Raw genomic sequence first — 16,465 nt, 5'->3', positions numbered from 1 at the left:
GCGGCCGTAGCTCAGTTGGTAGAGCATCGGATTGTGATTCCGAGTGTCGCGGGTTCAAGCCCCGTCGGTCGCCCCAATTTCATCTTCTTTTACAAAGCACATAATAGAATTCAAAATCCCTGATGAAACATCAATGGCTTGAACCCATTGTCAGCGTTAGCTGACCTTCGGTCAGACAAGCCCCGTCGGTCGCCCCAATTTTTTCTTCTTCTAGACTTCGTATCTTAATTTTTTAATGTCAGGTTCTTCAGTCGCAATTTCGATGACTTTAATATCTTTCATCTCTTTTACTTTTTCAGAATCAGTGTACGAAACTTTATAGAGCACTTCGGTAATGCCACATTGAAATAATAATCGCATGCACACAACGCAGGGTGAGTGCGTACAAACCACAGTGCAATCATCCATTGAAATGCCATGGCGTGCGCAGTTAGCGATAAGATTTTGTTCAGCATGAACCATATACGGATACTTTTCGGGACGTGTATTGGGAAGTTCGTTGTCTTTTGTGCCACGGACAAAGCCATTAAAACCAGTGGCTAAAATAGCTCCTGTTTTATTTGATACAAGCAAGGCGCCTACATGGGTTTCAGCATCATGAGATCGCTGCGCAACAACCTCGGCTAGATTCATTAAATTGGCTACTTTAGACGGTCTCATGGGGTTATATGAGAGGGGGATAAGCTTTTTGTCAATGTCTTTGCAACGCAGCTGCTAAGCGCTGGCGTCACAAGATCTAAATTTTTGTAAATAAAAAAATATTTTTAATTCTTGTTTTTCGCTCTGACTGCGCTAGCATTTTTACTTATGGGTGATATCAATTCGATCGTGACAGAAAAAGGTGAAATGGCCGATCTCATTCGGTCTTACGATTGGTCTAAATCTCCGGTCGGAACTCCCGATCAATGGCCGCAAAGTTTGAAGACAGCGCTGAGCATTTGTTTAGGGTCGAAGTTTCCGATGTTTGTGTGGTGGGGAAAAGAGCTCACTGTATTTTATAACGATGCCTATATTCCTTTTACCGGTTTAAAACATCCAACCTATTTAGGAAGAACCGCGCGCGAACAATGGGCTGAAATCTGGGAAGCCTTAGAGCCTTTGACAAATCAAGTGATGAAGACCGGCGAAGCGACGTGGGCTCAGAACATGCAGCTTTTCATGACCCGCAAAGGTTTTCTAGAAGAGACCTATTTCACATTTTCTTATAGTCCGATTAAAGATGAATCAGGGCAGGTGGCCGGAATCATTAATCCATGTCAAGAAGGCACGGGCGATGTGATTTCGCAGCGTCGGTTATTGTTACTGCGTGAGTTAGGTCTATTTGAAGTAAATACTTTTAACCAGCTGGTTGATTCTGTTTTTAAAGTTTTACAAAGTAATCTGAATGATATTCCTTTTGCGCTGATGTATGTGATTGATAAAGAAAATCACATACCTAAACTTGTTGATGAATTTGGAATAAAATCTGATGTTGATTTATGGCCGCAGATTTTTGAAGCTAGTAAAACGGGAATTCCGCAGGTCATTAAAAATTTACGCAAGACTTGTTTTGAAAGCTTATCTGAGGAGCCTTATCCTGAAAAACCTGATGCCGCTTATGTGGTACCAATGGGGCTACCCAATCAGGAAAAAGAAGGCGTTCTGGTTTTTGGAATCAGTTCGCGTCTGGATTTTGATGATCGTTACCAAGCTTTTTTAAATTTAATCACTGAACGGATAAACACTTATTTAGGCTCGCTCCGCGTTCTTGAACTTGAAAAAAAGCGAGTCGAAGATTTAGCAGAAGTTGACCGTGCAAAAACCGCTTTTTTTAGTAACGTGAGTCACGAATTTAGAACACCGCTCACGTTAATGCTTGGACCAATGGAAGAAATGCTCACTGAAAAACGGGGAGTTCTTCAGTCTGAAGTTAAAGATAATATCGAAGTTATGCATCGTAACTCTTTACGATTATTAAAGTTAGTAAATAGCTTACTTGATTTTTCGCGTTTAGAAGCTAACCGCATGCAGGCTCAGTATGAAGAAACTGATCTTGGTAGTTTAACACGCGATCTGGCCAGTTCTTTTCAATCAACAGTTGAAAGTGCAGGGTTAAAGTTTGTGGTTGTAACCGAAGCTTTACCCGATAAAGCCTACGTTGACCGTGAAATGTGGGAAAAAATTGTTCTTAACTTAATTTCAAATGCTTTTAAGTACACGTTAAAAGGTGAAATAAAAATTCATCTTAAGACGGAAAAAAGAAATGCCCAGCTTATCGTGAAAGATTCAGGAATTGGTATTCCTCAATCTGAACTAGGTAAAGTCTTTGAACGTTTTCACCGAGTATCAGGAGCTGCCGGAAGAAATCATGAGGGCACGGGAATCGGTTTAGCCTTAGTGAAAGAGCTGGTCAAACAGCATGGCGGAAGTGTTTCGGTTGAAAGTGAAGAAGGTGTTGGCTCAACTTTTGTGGTGACTTTACCTTTAGGAACAAAACACTTAGACCAAAAACAAATTGTTAAACGAACTAACGACCAGAAAAAAGATTACAGCGTACGCGCTGAAAGCTATCTCTCTGACATCGTTACTACAAATGAATTATCGCTGGTAACAGATTCTCTTGTGGTAAAAGAAAAAACAATTTTACTGGCTGATGATAATCAAGACATGCGCAATTATATTACGAAGCTTCTCTCTGATCGTTATACGGTGATTGCCGTTGATAACGGAAAAACTGCGCTCGAGGTGTTGCAAAAAACAACTCCGGATCTTATTTTAAGTGATATTATGATGCCGCAAATGGATGGTATCGAGCTTTTACAGAACTTGCGTAATCATCCGGTTCATAAAACTTTGCCGATTATTTTTCTTTCTGCCCGGGCCGGGGATGAGGCCAAAACCCATGGCATCACTCTCGGAGCTGACGATTATTTGACAAAGCCTTTTTCGGCGAACGAACTTTTAGCCCGCGTTCAGACGCAATTACAAATGACTGAGGTTCGTAAAAAAGCAATTGTACAAGAGACTTTAGTTAAAGAATTAGAAGGTCTGATTGAAGCCCGCGATGAATTTATTTCGGTGGCGGCTCACGAATTACGTACGCCATTAGGTCTTTTAAAACTACAAACTCAGGTCACCGAAAGACAGATGCGCAAGATTTATGGCTCTGATCCTAAATCGATAATTTTTCAACAGGCTTATGAGCTCTGCATGCGCCAAATTGACAGTCTCGTTCGTTTGGTCGACGAGCTTTTAGATGTTTCGCGTATTCAGCTTCACCGTATGGAATTAAATTATGCCTACTTTGATTTGGCTGAAGTGGTTGAAAATGTACTTCTGGGATTTAAGACGCAGCTTTCTCAAGAGCATATTCCGCTGACCACGCATTTAGAAAAAGGATTTGTCGGTCACTGGGACGAAGTTCGTTTGCGTCAGGTTATCACCAATCTTGTAGCGAATGTAGTTCGCTATGCTCCGGGAAAACCCATGACGGTCTCAGTTCAAGGTGTGGCTAATAACAGAGTGCGTTTGACAGTTGCCGATCAAGGGCATGGTGTTGCTCCAGAAAAAAGGAATCTCATTTTCAAACGCTTTGAACGAGGTGTTTCATCTCGTCATATGGGTGGCTTAGGGCTAGGTTTATTCATTGCTAAAAGCATTGTAGAAGCTCATCACGGAACCATTGAGCTAGACACCTCAGTGTCTCAAGGGGCACAGTTTGTCGTTGAACTTCCGCAAAATACGGCGCTAAATTAAAGTATGAAGCAAATTTTCATAGTTGAAGATTCAAAAGATTATCAATTTCTACTTGAAACAATTCTTGTAGAAGAAGGGTATTCTGTTGAATGTGCTTCGAATGGTCTTGAAGCTTTGGATAAATTGCGTGCTCGCCCTAATAATCCGTGCATGATTTTTTTAGATATTATGATGCCGGTTATGGATGGTTTTCAATTTCGTGAACAACAAAAAAATGATCCGCAATTGGCCAATATTCCGATTGTGGTGATGACGGCTCACGCCGATCTTTTAGCAAAACAAATTGAAGCGCGTGAAATTATTAGAAAGCCGTCAGATATTCAGGTTTTTCTAAGGGCTGCGCAGGCTTACTGCTAGTGATAAATCTTATTTCTCTTTTTTGAAAAACTTAAAATAAACTGTCCAATAGCCAACAATAAAAAGAATAAAGACTAAGATAAAGCTTAGAAAAAAATAAACCATCCAGGGTTCTAACGATTGTGCGATATCAGACATAACTGGCCTTATAGAGAATAAATATTAACGCCGTTGTCACCAATATGTTAATTAAAAAAGTTTCTTTATCTAATTGGAGTTTTGCTAAAATTTTCTCAAACATACCTATCCTTAGGCTGATTTGAGTATACAACGGAAAGACAGAAGATAATTTCAAGAATCTGAAAAGATTCATTGGTCTTCTGAACGCTTTAGCTGTTTTTCGCCCGCAAGCTGCACTCAAATCGGCGTGTTACTAATTAATAACAATTCCAAATTAGTAGAGGCCGCAATTAATGTCAATATTTTATGCTATTTCAAACTCTCAACGTATTGATTAATCTGATCTGCGACCGCCGCTGACTCGTTAATAACACGCTGGCTGATGGCCAGTTCATTACCGAAATAGCCAAACGCACGTAAGCTCTGTGTGTTGTGAACATTCGTGCTTTTGTTTTCTAAATTATAACGAGCATTCTTGTATGCAAAAGCATCAGCTATCGTCTGTAAACCAAGATCCGGGCGATTTTTTTCAATCCACGAACGACCTGATAAAGCCACATGGCAAGAAACACAGTCCATATTCTCTGGATTAAACGCATGTGGGTTTTCTATACGATGCATAGCACGCAGCTCTTTTAAAATAACTTCTTCGTGCTCAGGTGTAGTTTCGCCGACCTGATAGCGATCGGAGTTTGTAGTGATTTTTGAAAACGAATCATTACCTGTGGGCTGTGGTGAAATCATACCACGCTCAAAGTGATCTGCAGGCACAGCGAAGTTAACAAAAGCCTGTGATTGGCGATCTAAACGGGGAACCATAAAAAGTTTAAGCTGATTGTCTTTAATCGCAAAGCCTGCAAAAGCCCACATATCACCAGCACCACGAACGACCATTGAAGTGACACGTGTTAATTTTCTTGTTCCGGCATATTTTTTTACGATTGAATTAAACTCGATGAAGGCGGGACTTTGATCGCCTTCGGCTTTCCAGGCCGGATGAATTTGCAAAGGTAAGTTTTGAGTCTGTGGACTAAATTTATTTTTCCAGGCAGCAAGGTCTAATAAAAGCTCGTCAAACTCGGCATCGGTTAGAATATAAAAACTATGTAAGGCAGCGTCGACTGTGCTTGTTTGCTGGCGAAAGCCAATCTCAAGTGGTTGCCACACAAAACGAATTTGTTTTTGGCAAGCCATTGGCGTGGGCAGTGGAAAACATGGATCAATACGCACGGCAATCACGCGTAAATTTTCTTCAGCTTCGGCTGAAGTCATAACCGGCGAAAGTGGTGGTACCACACTTAAAACTTGGCGCGGTAACAGCGGGCCCTGTGATCCTTCATCTTTTATTCTAAGTAAATTGTCAGATCCAATAACCTTAGGTAAAGGCATAAGATAAGATACATCATTAAGATCCCATGCAGCCATAGCTGAAGTAGAAAAGCCTAGGAAAAAAAGAACGAAGATAGATACGATTTTCATGCGTAAGAAATTTTGCATCTTAGGCGCTTGTTTTCAATGAGAATGCCTAGATGAAAACTAAATACAAACAATATGCTGGTTTCAGTATCATGATTTAAATAATCCACTGCGGTAGGGTCCGCTTTTTGCTCTTTTATTTTATGTGGAAAATCAGGATGCCATCGACGCGGCAAAGCGTCTCAAGAAATCAAAGAAAGAAGTTCTTTCGCGGTGGGAGCAGATTGTACGCAGCGAATTCGCCGAGGCCCAAAAAGAGACAAAACCGCATCTGATGGATTCGCTTCCTAAATTTCTTGATCAAGTGATTCAATCTTTGATGCGAACCGATGAACGCGGTGAACTAGCCGCTGCCGGAAAAGCTATTGTTGATGTTTCTTCGGGGCGCTTTTTGCAAGTGAATAAACGTTTTTGTGAGATGTTAGGGTATACCACAGATGAACTTTTAAAAATGACAACTTACGAAATTACACATCCTGAAGACAGTAAGTTAATAATTAATAAAATTCCCGAAGATGTATCTTCAATTTCAGAAGGCAAAGTTTGGAATATCGAAAAACGTTATCTGCAAAAAGACGGAACTCCACTTTGGGTTATGATTTCGGGAGCGCTTTATCCCGCCATTGCCGATCAGGAACCGAAAGTGATCGCTACGATTTTTGATATCGCTGAAAAAAAGCTGATTGAAAATTTAAAAGATCAGTTTATCAATACATTGACTCACGACTTGCGAACCCCGCTTTCGGTCATTGATATGTCAGCCCAACTTCTGCAATTAAAATCTAAAGAAACAGCCATGGTTTTAAAATTAGCCGATCGTATTTTAGCCAACTCAAAACGTTGCGACAGCATGATTCAAGATTTGTTAGATACCAATCGCATCCGTGCGGGTCACGGGATGTCGTTACACATTGAACACTGTGATCTTATTTCTATCATTCAAGAAACTATGGATGAATTATCTAGTCTTCATGGTGATCGGTTTATATTTAACGGCCCCGCATCTGTTAAGGCCTATTGGAGTAAAAAAGGGATTCGCAGAATTCTCGAAAATCTTTGTAGCAACGCCATTAAATACGGTGCTAAAAATTTTCCAGTGCTGATTTCAGTGGATGAGGTTGACAGCACAATCAATCTTTCAGCGAAAAATCATGGTGAACCTATTCCTAAAGAAAATATGTCGAGCCTATTTCAGCAGTTTTCGCGCGCACGATCAGCGCAATCAAGTGGTAAGCTAGGGTGGGGTATTGGGCTTACCATTGTTAAAGGGATCACTGAAGCTCATTGTGGTGAGATTAAAGTGCGTAGCGCAGAACAAGAGGGAGCGGTTTTTACAGTTAGCCTTCCTAAAGATGCGCGCCCTTGTCAGAAAGAACGTTTAAACCAAAACGAAAAAAATTAATAAAGGAGAATTTATGCGAAATACACCATATAGAGGTCGAATTGAAAGACACCATACGAATGAGGATTCCGATAAGTATCAGCGCTATAACGATATTGAAGATGAAGGCTATGTGCGCGGTGGTTATGGACGCACCTATGGGCGGGGAGAAGTTGAGACTGATTACAAGTTCGATGATCGCACAATAGCTAAAGACTACGATCCCGATGCAGAAAGCTATCACGACGAAGATGTAAGAGGTCGTCATGATCGTCACTGATTGTTAAGGATGGACTTTGTTGTTTTACCGAGGGCACAATGAGGTCATGGCAAGGCAAATTTTAGTTATCGGTGGTAACCGCTTTTTCGGAAAACGTCTCATTGAAAAGTTAATCGCAAATGGTGATCATGTGACCATTTTAAACCGAGGCCAGCTAGATGATGGCTTTGGCGATAAAGTCGAACGCATTATTTGTGATCGTGATGACATCGAAAAATTTAAATCTCATGTGCAACATAAGACTTGGGATGTGGTTTACGATCAAGTGTGTTTTGATGCTCATCAAGCTAAAGCGGCGATTGAAATTTTCTCTGGTCATGCGAAAAAATTTATTTTTACATCGACAGTGTCGGTATACTCGCAGAGAGGAAATCTTCACGAAGATGATTTTAATCCTAATACATATAGATACGATAAAATTCTAACTCGCGAAGAAAATTATGGCGAAGCCAAGCGTCAGTGTGAAGCTGTGTTCTTTAATCAAAACACGATGCCTGTGGTGGCTGTGCGTTTTCCGATCGTGATGGGGCCTGATGATTACACTGAACGTTTAAAATTTTATGTCGATAAAATCAAAAACGGTGAGCCCGTGTATTTTCCAAACCTTGAGGCTCAGATGTCGTTTATTCATGCTGCCGATGCCGCTGAAGGTTTGTTCTTACTTGGTCACATCAATTTTACCGGGCCTTTGAATATGGCTTCACGAATGCCTTTGCGCTTACGTGAATTGGTCAATTTTATTGAGCAAAATGTGGGCAAAAAAGCATTGATCTACTCTGAAGCTAAGGGTGCTGATGACAAGTCCCCTTACGGTTTAGAAAAAGATTGGTTTGTGAACATTGATCGCGCACTCAGCTTAGGATTTAAGCCCGCTCCGATCTCCGAGTGGATAGTTGCAGTTATTAAAAACTACTTGTAGCCTAGTAGGGTAATGAAGTTTTTGTTTAAGGGTATTTCAGCTTTGATAAGCATCGCCATGCTTTCTTCGTGCGGAGTTACGTCCGAAGATTTTTGGGGTCCTAGTTACATCACGGATCGCTTCGGTGTTCCGGATGAGCTTTTTTATCAAACTAAAGGAACCTGTGCGGCCGGTGATTTATCTTTTCAATATTTAGTGGGTGGCGGAGCGATTCTTTGGGATGTACCAAACACACAATCAGAAGCCGATATTTTAACGGGACAAGTCTTTATTTATTTAAACCGTGATAACACTTACACGGTTGATTACCGCGAATATGATTTTAATAATTTATTCGTAAAAAAAACTTTCTCTTCGACATTCAAGTACGACACTGAATTTAACATTATCTATTTAAAAAATTTAGGCCAAGCGACAATTCATAAACGTAAAAAAAGATATTATCTGCATCTGACATTCACAGAAAATATAAATACAAATTTCTTAAAAGGGCAGAGTATTGATGTTTGGTTGAGTTCATCATTCAACGGCCTTGATACTGATCGCGCTCAGTACTGCAGTTTTTAGTCTCACACATCTTAAGTCTAGCAAATCGGTTGCAGTTGTTAAATTCCTGTTGGGAATTTGGTGACGTAGTTAAGTTCGTGTAAACAACTCTAGTTATTTTGCTGTACCTAAGACCGAAACTGAATGTCTAACTCTTTAAAAAGACACGGTTTTCTCCGATATAGTTTTCGTGTTTGTCTACAAGAATTTGAAAAGTTTTTTATATATCTTTATGGCCACTGCAGCAATTTGCGGTGCTGCTTTTCAATTATCAAATTTTTACTTGGGTCAACGAGAACTTTCTAATTCACAAGATGTTGTTGGTTATTTAATTACTGAAGGTGAGTCAGTGATTGTGAAGAAGGCTCTTGCTCCGTCAGGAACATTAGCTATTCACGGGCAAATTATTTTAGCAAACGATACGATCAAAACTTTAGAGGCTTCAGTTGTTCTTGAAGTTGGTAAGCATAAACTTCGCCTGTTGCCTTTCACAGATGTGACAGTGAAAAAAAACGGCGAAAAGTTTGAGCTCTATTTAACTTCTGGTTCAGTTATCGCTTTAACAAAAAAAGCTGACAAAGTGATTAGTCTGTTTGAACAAAATAACGGCCAGTTAGCACAGCTACCTTTATTAGATTCAAAAACACAAAATGAAACTGCTTTCTTTAAAGTGGATGATATTCATTTGGTGAACGAAGAAAAAGGCCCGCAGTTAGTTTTTAAGTGGAATGTTGATGCTGAAATTAAAAATCGTTGGGTTGAATTTTGGGCAGGCAGTGATAAGTCGAACTTACAATTAGTTAAATTTTACCCTTATGAAACAGGCGGATTTAAAGAATCTTGGCCGATGAATCAGTTCTATTGGCAAGTTGTTGTCAGAGAAGATGATACAGCTTTAGAAACTGGTCCAGTGAATTTCTGGAAAAATGAATTCCAATCAAAAATTAACCTTATATATCCAGCGGATAAAGAATTGATCAATAATGTTCTTAATCCAGAAGACTTTATCTTAAAGTGGTCAAAAGCTTCTAACGTAGAGACGGTTAAAGTTCAGATCTTTAAAAATAGCCAAATGGTGAGTGAACTTGAGGCTGGCAGAAAAAATCAAGTGAACTTTAAGCCAGCTGAGTATGGTTTTTATTACTGGCGTGTTATAAGTGATAAAGGTGTTTACACTGAATCACGTGCATTCTTCTTTGCACCATTAGCAAGTTCTGATGCCGATGTTTTATCATGGCATGAAAATGCAGAAGCCCAGCAGTTTTACTATCGTGATTCGATTATGCATTTACAATGGCAAAAAATCACAAAATTACCTGTAGCAAAATACAAAATAACACTGATTTATCTTCAAGAAAATGCCTCTGGTGATATTAAACAAGTTAAAGAAAGTTTATACGTTGATAGCGAAGAACTTAACGTAAAACTAGATACAACGACACCAGTTAAGGTTAGAATTGAACCTTACAACAATAAAATGCAAATCTTAGGTAAAGCCTTAGAGCAAGAAATCACGCTTTCTAAACGCTCGCAAAAACAGGTTTTAACTTTTGCCAAGCATGAAAAAACAAAGAAAAAAGAAATCATTACCGATCGTAATTACAGCTTAAACTTCGATCCGGCATCGATTTCAGCTCTATATCAATATCCTTACGAAGTATTAGGTGCTGATAATCAAGTGGTTAAGTCAGGTGTCATTAACAAAGGTGATTCTTTAAGCTTACAAGGTTTGCCGGTTGATTATTACCAGGTTAAGTTCCGCGTAGAAGATAAAAAGTTAAATAACTATTTTGAAAGTCAAAACTTGCAACCTCAGGTCGGTCAAAAAGACCGTCTGCCAGCAAGCCAAAATCAACCGATTGAACAGGGAATTAAGGTCAAATTAATTCCACCGACAGATTTTAACTCAAGTCAGTCGGGCATTATTACGCCGCAGGTAGAAAATGTCGAAATTAGTAATTAGCTTTACGACATTTATTTTATTTGCTGGTTTATCACTTTCAGCCGTGGCCGCACAGACTACGGGTCCGAAGTATTTAAGTGAAAAAGTAGATCCAGAGATGAAGCGTAAGGTAGCTTTAAACTTAAAAGCTGAACCTAATGCTAAAAAATATATTGTTGAAATTCATCCGGCACGTGGCCCGGTAACAAGTTCTGAAGTTTCAACAGCCCAATGGCAAGATTATTTAGCCAAAGGTCAATACCGCTTTCGTTTTAAAGTGGTTTTTGCCGATGAAACAGTTTCTAATTGGAGCGAATTTGCCTCATTCGTTGTAGAAGATTACAAATTATCTTTTACGAATATGGATGAAAATATCGGTGGTATTGGTAAAGATTTAAAAAATAAAAATGTAGCAGAGCTTAAATGGACACAGCTAAGTGATGCCGCTTCATACGAAGTTTCTGTCTATCAGACGCAACGTTATGAAATTAATACGTTAAGTGCGACTCGCGACATTAAAAAGAGCCAAATTTTCAGTGAAGCACCGTCGGTGGTTTTAAAAGATTTAAAAACACCTGAAGCTTCTGTTTCGGGTATTGAATCAGGTTCTTACGCAGTGAAAATCATCGCCCGTAATGCTCAAAGCAAAATTATCGCTGCACAACTGTTACCAGTTGATCTGTATGAAAAAGAAAAATTAAGCCCGCGTGTAATTACACCGGCCAATACTTTTGTGCGTGAAATTAGCTGGAATAACGTAGCTGATTTCAGAAGATACGGTATCGCCGTTTATCAAAAAAATGCTGATCCGTTAGAAATGCAGAAGTTTTCGACGTTAACATTTTATGGCACAAATTTTAGAATTCCAGCGTCATGGGGCGGTGGTGAATACACGTTCTGCGTAAAAACGAATATTAAAGGCCAAATCTATTCAGCCGATGCTTGTATCGATTTCTCAGTTAAAGAGGGTGATCGTACACTTGTGGCTGAAAACAGATTTTACCGCGATATCGTTAAAGCCAAAGCACAACAGTACTATCACCATTTTAATGTGATCTCTTCAACGATAGATTACAAATCTGAATTTCCATCGCAATCGTCATTGGTTGAAATCAATGGTCAGGTTCTTAATTTTTCATACAGCAAAAATGACCCCGGCTTTACAGATGCCTTAAATCAGTATTATAAAATCAACGCTGGCTATTTAAAATTACCAACAAAAGGCGAATTCCTTTACGATCTTCGCTATGGTCAGGAATTTTCGCATTATAATTCTTACCCGACGGTTTTTAAAGTTAATGCCGGTATTGGCCTTGATCGTTTAATTCAAACAACGACAGATCCGCAGTCAGCCACGCAGTTAAATGTTTTTTCTCAACATTTTTTAAATCTTTTTGCGAATGCTAGTATTCAATATAACTATCTAGCTGAATATGCTGTTGATTTCAGAGTAGGTTACCAAAAGCCGGTGCACCAAGTGACTCAATCTAACAATCAAGAGCTCCAGCAAGGTCATACAATTGATTACTCGATCAATGCTTTATTTAACCGCGGCACCCAAGGCGATCGTTTTGAGGTAGGCTATCTTTTTAAATCCAGCGAATACGAATTTAGAGACCCATCTAATAGAAACAACAAAGTTTCACAAGAAGGCCATTATATCAATGTGGGCTATATTATGGAGGCTAACTTATGACATTAAAGCTCATGTTTAAATATTTTTTAGGTTTAACTTTGATTGTCGGTGTCTTCGCTAAGCTTTCTTGGTCACGCACTGAAAATACTTTAAAAGAGTTTATCGTAAATCAAGCGATGTCTCAGCTTCATGTAACGTCGGCAACAAAAGCCAACGAGATCGAAGCGCGTATTAAGTATTATCAGATGGCTTCACAGGATATCGTTAAAAAATTATTAGTTAAACGCGAAAACTTCGGCACAGAAGGTATTGATTCTGATCTAGTAGCTGTTGATTTATTCGTAGCTAAAGACGGTAAATACAACGCTGTGGCCAACTTTACTAATAGCGAATTTATCAGTAACAGAAGCTTGACTCATGATTTTATCAAAGAAACTGTAGGCGCAAACCCTCTGGATTTTTCACGTTTACACTTTGAAAAACATTTCGTACAAAAATTAACAGCGACAGATAAAAAAACGCAACTCTTAGCTATCGTAAGTTCTTTGCCTGATCAACAAGGCGTTATTGCTGTGTATGCTGATCTTCAGCGTTTTCAGGCTTTATTTACTCCGGTGCCAGGTTTTAGCCAGTTTATGTTTGAACCGCTTGGTGGCGTAATGGCCCAAAGTGGTGAATCACTATCAATTGATATTAATGAGCACCCAGCGTTTGTTGAGTTAAATAAAAATAACAAGTCGGTCATTCAAACGAAATACTTAGATAAAGTATCGACTGATAATTATTATGCCTCGATTGTAAAAAGTGCGAGCGGTTTTTATATTTTAACTGAATCGCCAGAAGGTTATCTTTGGCAGTCAGTTTATTTATTAAAATCTAGCTTTTCTCAGGCTGTAGGTGTTTTGTTTTCATGTGTAGTTGTTTTGCTTTCGCTCATGGGTTTATTTGCTTCGCAAAAAATGAAGCATTTATCGCAGCAGCTTGAAGACTATTCACAACGTCGTGAAGTTTTACCTGTGATTAAAGATAGCGTTTTAAAAGATGAATTCGATCAGCTATCTCAGCAAATCAATACCACGTTCGTGAATGTTGATAGAAGTGCTAAGTTTGGCGAAGTGATTCAGAAATTCGAACGTGTTAATTTAGCTGATAAGTTAAATTTCAAAGCAGTTAACCTTGAATTAACTGAATCAGATGTTTTAGTGGTTCAGTTAGAGCTCATCGGTGATAATCCAGAAGCTACGGCAGAAGATATTATCAAAGAAAACGACCTGATCCGTAAAAATATCGAAGAGATCATTGCAAGTACAAATGGCGTTGTGATCACGCAATTAAATAGCTCAATCACCTTGGCTTGGGGACTTTTTGATGACGGCGAACAAGTAGATCTGCGCGGATTAAACTCGGTTTTAGAAGTTGAGTCGTATTTAAGAACAGGTTCAGAAAGCTTTAAATATTTTAATTCATATTTAATCAGTGCAGTTAAAGGTAAAGCCACAGTTCATTTAAGCCCGGTTACGGGAAGAATGATGTATTTTGGCCAGCCGTTTGCTGAAGTTCGTAGTCTGGCTTTCACATGTGTAAGCTTAGAAAGAACAATTGTTGTTAGTCGCGAAGTGGTTGAAAGTGCTTCGCAATATTTTAATTTTGAAACAGAAAACGCGTTTAAAGATGTAGCTCGCTTAACACATCGTACGCGCGAAATTATCAGTGTGGCGAGTTAAAGGGGAACGGTTATGAAAATTAGATCAATATGGTTTGGACTTATTGCTCTTGGATTTGTTATGCATGTGGGGATCTTCGGTGGATTCTCGGATCTAACAATCTTTTTCAATACGCATGCCTTGGCCCTAGTATTCGGTGGTACGGTGGCGATCACGTTATTATCTTACTCATTTAAGATGATCTCGGAGCTTATCGACTTCTTAATCTACGGTTTCTTCTTAAAGAAGAGTTCATATGATATCGAAGTTATCTACGAATTATTAACTTCGCTTTATCAAAATAAATCTCCGTTTTTTGATGCGAAAAAACGTAAATATAACCATATGTTCGTATTGGACGGTTTATTATTATTACGTGAAAAGCACATGACGGCTGACGAAGTTTACGATGCCATGGGAATGCGCGTACAAAACTTCAAAATCCGTTATCAAGCGTACGCGAAAGTTTTATTAAATATCTCTAAGTATCCGCCGGCATTAGGTCTTCTTGGAGCTTCGACGGGTATGATTCAGATGATGACGAATTTAGGTTCGGGTGGTCCAGAAGCGATGGGTAAAGCCATGGCGGTTGCCTTAACAGCAACTTTCTGGGGGATCGGTTTAGCCAACTTCGTGTTCTTACCATTAGCCGATTACGCGTTTCAGTTAGCTGAAGATGATAATCATATCCGCGAAGTTATTGCTGAAGCCATTGTTAAAGAAAAAGAAGGCACTTCTTTTGAATCTTTAATCGAAGTGATCACTTTCGGTTTAGATATTAATGAACAAGTGGCTGTAAGAAAGGCATTAGGTCAATTTATTGCTAAGTATACGGAGACGTCTCAATCTGTTGAACCTCCGGTAAAAGATGAGGTAGAGAGTGCGTCGTAAGAAAAAGCACAACGATTCACACGGAGTCCCTCACGTTGATGAGAAGTGGCTTGTCAGTTACTCTGACATGATGACCTTACTGTTTGGTCTATTCGTGATGCTTTATTCGTTCGCCATGAAAAATAAAAGTGTAGCTGAAGCCGTCGAGAAAGAACTCAAAAAAATCTCAGAAAAAGGTTTTCAATCTACAGCTGTTGATCAAAAAACTGAATCTATGCAAAAGATGGTTGAATCGTCTGATGCTAATGAACTTAAACGTATTATTGCTTCATTGAATGCAGAAATGAATAAACTTCGCTCGCAGCTAGCTGAAGCGCAAGATGAATTAAGCACAAAAGATTTAGCTATGGCTAAGATGTCACAAACATCAAAAATGTCGCAAGCTAAACTTCAGGAAGTTAGCCGTAACGTAGCTTCTCAAAAAGTAGCACCTGGCGAAGCGAACAGCGTGATCGTATTTGTGAAATGGGCGAATAGAAGTCATGATGTGGATATGACGGTGACAACACCTTCAGGCCAAGAGCTTAACTTTAAAAATCGTAAACTGGCTGAAAACGATCCAGATGAATTCGTGAATGATGCTGATCGTGGTCCGGGTGTAGAACTTTTTAAAACGACAGCTCCTAAAGACGGCGAGTACACATTTAACGTTTCTTTATATAACAGCCGCGGTGATGAATCAGTCAGTGAAGTGTCGCTTTACATGGTTGTTAACGGTCAAGAGAAGTTAATCGAAAAAATGACTCTTAAAGATGATGATGAAAATCGTCAAAAAGCTAAAAAAATTAACTTAAAGAAAATTGATTAATGAAACAGTATCAGACCCAAGGTTTTGTAAAAAACGGAGTTGCAGTGAACGCGGTTTACATCGTTAAACCGGGCGACACTCTTTTGGGTATTCGTAAAACTGTAAAACGTCTTGGCGGTAACCCTAAAGAGCTTACGAAGATTGATCCCACTATTGCGCGTGGTTTAGCGCCAGGACAGTTTGTTTATTTTCACTCAGATCTTGAGCGTTCAGCAGAACAACAAAGCAAGGTTTTAAACAATCATGAATTAGAGCGTTGTTCTTATCAGCTGGTTACACTTTATAAAACTAATTTCAAAGAAAAATTAGATGAGCATGTCGGGTATAAAAATGCATGGATTGAAGTGCTAGCGCTTAATCGGTTCCAAGTCTCAGATTTTGCAAACAGTCCTTCGGTGCAGGTTAAAGTCTATCACGCAAAGAAGACTTTTAATGATTTAGTCTCTGGCCAGGGCCAGATTAAAAAAAGCAGTTTAGATCTTCAGTTAGCCCAAAATAACGAAGTGAGCACTGAAAGAGTTCTTGTTGTTCCAGATAGAGCCCCAGCTTCAGAAGAAAAGCATGAAGGCCCTGGTAGTCTAGTTTATTTTGGTTTTCCGATTCTCGTGATCGCTCTGATCGTCGCGTACCGTAGCAGCAAAAAAAAGATTGCATTAGATATTACGGATTAA

The 16,465-nt window shown here is 39.2% G+C and carries 15 protein-coding genes and 1 tRNA gene; 13 read left to right on the top strand and 3 right to left on the bottom strand.

Annotation, left to right across the window (positions count from 1 at the left end):
- Positions 1-76: transfer RNA gene (locus tag ACKWCF_RS10185), tRNA-His, on the top strand.
- Between the two features lie 134 nt (positions 77-210).
- On the opposite strand, the gene ACKWCF_RS10180 is transcribed toward ACKWCF_RS10185, so the two are convergent.
- Positions 211-660, bottom strand: coding sequence for a deoxycytidylate deaminase (locus ACKWCF_RS10180; protein WP_409477478.1), 450 nt, complete (start codon positions 658-660; stop codon positions 211-213).
- A gap of 147 nt (positions 661-807) precedes the next feature.
- Between ACKWCF_RS10180 and ACKWCF_RS10175 the strand changes: the two genes are divergently transcribed.
- Together ACKWCF_RS10175 and ACKWCF_RS10170 are read left to right on the top strand one after the other, a co-directional pair.
- Positions 808-3,735, top strand: coding sequence for an ATP-binding protein (locus ACKWCF_RS10175; protein ID WP_409477477.1), 2,928 nt, complete (start codon positions 808-810; stop codon positions 3,733-3,735).
- A 3-nt stretch (positions 3,736-3,738) separates the two neighbouring features.
- A complete protein-coding gene (locus ACKWCF_RS10170) occupies positions 3,739-4,092 on the top strand; it encodes a response regulator (RefSeq protein WP_409477476.1) in 354 nt (117 codons plus the stop codon).
- A gap of 9 nt (positions 4,093-4,101) precedes the next feature.
- Here ACKWCF_RS10170 and ACKWCF_RS10165 read toward each other — a convergent pair whose 3' ends face one another.
- A complete protein-coding gene (locus ACKWCF_RS10165; protein WP_409477475.1) occupies positions 4,102-4,230 on the bottom strand; it encodes a hypothetical protein in 129 nt (42 codons plus the stop codon).
- A 291-nt stretch (positions 4,231-4,521) separates the two neighbouring features.
- The gene (locus ACKWCF_RS10160; protein WP_409477474.1) at positions 4,522-5,691 is read right to left on the bottom strand and encodes a hypothetical protein; all 1,170 of its coding nucleotides are present in this window, start codon (positions 5,689-5,691) and stop codon (positions 4,522-4,524) included.
- 271 nt (positions 5,692-5,962) lie between these two features.
- On the opposite strand from ACKWCF_RS10160, the gene ACKWCF_RS10155 reads away from it, so the two are divergent.
- The 10 genes from ACKWCF_RS10155 to ACKWCF_RS10110 all read left to right on the top strand — a co-directional run bounded on the left by ACKWCF_RS10155 (position 5,963) and on the right by ACKWCF_RS10110 (position 16,465).
- Positions 5,963-7,090, top strand: a complete 1,128-nt coding sequence (locus ACKWCF_RS10155; protein ID WP_409477473.1) for an ATP-binding protein — start codon at positions 5,963-5,965, stop codon at positions 7,088-7,090.
- A gap of 13 nt (positions 7,091-7,103) precedes the next feature.
- On the top strand, positions 7,104-7,349 hold the full coding sequence (locus ACKWCF_RS10150; protein WP_409477472.1) for a hypothetical protein: 246 nt from the start codon (positions 7,104-7,106) through the stop codon (positions 7,347-7,349).
- 46 nt (positions 7,350-7,395) lie between these two features.
- On the top strand, positions 7,396-8,268 hold the full coding sequence (locus ACKWCF_RS10145; RefSeq protein ID WP_409477471.1) for an NAD-dependent epimerase/dehydratase family protein: 873 nt from the start codon (positions 7,396-7,398) through the stop codon (positions 8,266-8,268).
- 12 nt (positions 8,269-8,280) lie between these two features.
- Positions 8,281-8,835 carry a hypothetical protein gene (locus ACKWCF_RS10140; protein ID WP_409477470.1) on the top strand — a complete coding sequence of 185 codons (555 nt, stop codon included), beginning with the start codon at positions 8,281-8,283 and terminating at the stop codon, positions 8,833-8,835.
- A 211-nt stretch (positions 8,836-9,046) separates the two neighbouring features.
- On the top strand, positions 9,047-10,777 hold the full coding sequence (locus tag ACKWCF_RS10135; protein ID WP_409477469.1) for a hypothetical protein: 1,731 nt from the start codon (positions 9,047-9,049) through the stop codon (positions 10,775-10,777).
- Positions 10,758-12,452, top strand: a complete 1,695-nt coding sequence (locus ACKWCF_RS10130; RefSeq protein WP_409477468.1) for a hypothetical protein — start codon at positions 10,758-10,760, stop codon at positions 12,450-12,452. Before ACKWCF_RS10135 ends, ACKWCF_RS10130 begins: the two co-directional genes overlap by 20 nt.
- Entirely contained in the window at positions 12,449-14,116 is a 1,668-nt protein-coding gene (locus ACKWCF_RS10125; protein ID WP_409477467.1) for a hypothetical protein, read from the top strand. Before ACKWCF_RS10130 ends, ACKWCF_RS10125 begins: the two co-directional genes overlap by 4 nt.
- Positions 14,117-14,128: 12 nt before the next feature.
- On the top strand, positions 14,129-14,986 hold the full coding sequence (locus tag ACKWCF_RS10120; protein WP_409477466.1) for a motility protein A: 858 nt from the start codon (positions 14,129-14,131) through the stop codon (positions 14,984-14,986).
- Complete coding sequence (locus ACKWCF_RS10115) at positions 14,976-15,794, top strand: flagellar motor protein MotB (RefSeq protein WP_409477465.1); 819 nt, start codon at positions 14,976-14,978, stop codon at positions 15,792-15,794. Before ACKWCF_RS10120 ends, ACKWCF_RS10115 begins: the two co-directional genes overlap by 11 nt.
- Positions 15,794-16,465, top strand: a complete 672-nt coding sequence (locus ACKWCF_RS10110; protein ID WP_409477464.1) for a hypothetical protein — start codon at positions 15,794-15,796, stop codon at positions 16,463-16,465. The genes ACKWCF_RS10115 and ACKWCF_RS10110 overlap by 1 nt, the downstream gene beginning before the upstream one ends.

The sequence above is a fragment of the Pseudobdellovibrio sp. HCB154 genome (genome assembly GCF_046267985.1).
GTDB lineage: Bacteria > Bdellovibrionota > Bdellovibrionia > Bdellovibrionales > Bdellovibrionaceae > Pseudobdellovibrio.
The sequence above is the reverse complement of the archived record's forward strand: the minus strand, read 5'-3'. Positions and strand labels throughout refer to the sequence as shown.

What these genes read in the sequence shown, in the direction of transcription:
- ACKWCF_RS10150 (WP_409477472.1), top strand. Translation starts at nt 7,104, where the DNA reads ATGCGAAATACACCATATAGAGGTCGAATTGAAAGACACCATACGAAT.
- ACKWCF_RS10120 (WP_409477466.1), top strand. Translation starts at nt 14,129, where the DNA reads ATGAAAATTAGATCAATATGGTTTGGACTTATTGCTCTTGGATTTGTT.
- ACKWCF_RS10165 (WP_409477475.1), bottom strand. Translation starts at nt 4,230, where the DNA reads ATGTCTGATATCGCACAATCGTTAGAACCCTGGATGGTTTATTTTTTT.
- ACKWCF_RS10130 (WP_409477468.1), top strand. Translation starts at nt 10,758, where the DNA reads ATGTCGAAATTAGTAATTAGCTTTACGACATTTATTTTATTTGCTGGT.
- ACKWCF_RS10170 (WP_409477476.1), top strand. Translation starts at nt 3,739, where the DNA reads ATGAAGCAAATTTTCATAGTTGAAGATTCAAAAGATTATCAATTTCTA.
- ACKWCF_RS10145 (WP_409477471.1), top strand. Translation starts at nt 7,396, where the DNA reads ATGGCAAGGCAAATTTTAGTTATCGGTGGTAACCGCTTTTTCGGAAAA.
- ACKWCF_RS10140 (WP_409477470.1), top strand. Translation starts at nt 8,281, where the DNA reads ATGAAGTTTTTGTTTAAGGGTATTTCAGCTTTGATAAGCATCGCCATG.
- ACKWCF_RS10160 (WP_409477474.1), bottom strand. Translation starts at nt 5,691, where the DNA reads ATGAAAATCGTATCTATCTTCGTTCTTTTTTTCCTAGGCTTTTCTACT.
- ACKWCF_RS10125 (WP_409477467.1), top strand. Translation starts at nt 12,449, where the DNA reads ATGACATTAAAGCTCATGTTTAAATATTTTTTAGGTTTAACTTTGATT.
- ACKWCF_RS10135 (WP_409477469.1), top strand. Translation starts at nt 9,047, where the DNA reads ATGGCCACTGCAGCAATTTGCGGTGCTGCTTTTCAATTATCAAATTTT.
- ACKWCF_RS10110 (WP_409477464.1), top strand. Translation starts at nt 15,794, where the DNA reads ATGAAACAGTATCAGACCCAAGGTTTTGTAAAAAACGGAGTTGCAGTG.
- ACKWCF_RS10175 (WP_409477477.1), top strand. Translation starts at nt 808, where the DNA reads ATGGGTGATATCAATTCGATCGTGACAGAAAAAGGTGAAATGGCCGAT.
- ACKWCF_RS10180 (WP_409477478.1), bottom strand. Translation starts at nt 660, where the DNA reads ATGAGACCGTCTAAAGTAGCCAATTTAATGAATCTAGCCGAGGTTGTT.
- ACKWCF_RS10155 (WP_409477473.1), top strand. Translation starts at nt 5,963, where the DNA reads ATGGATTCGCTTCCTAAATTTCTTGATCAAGTGATTCAATCTTTGATG.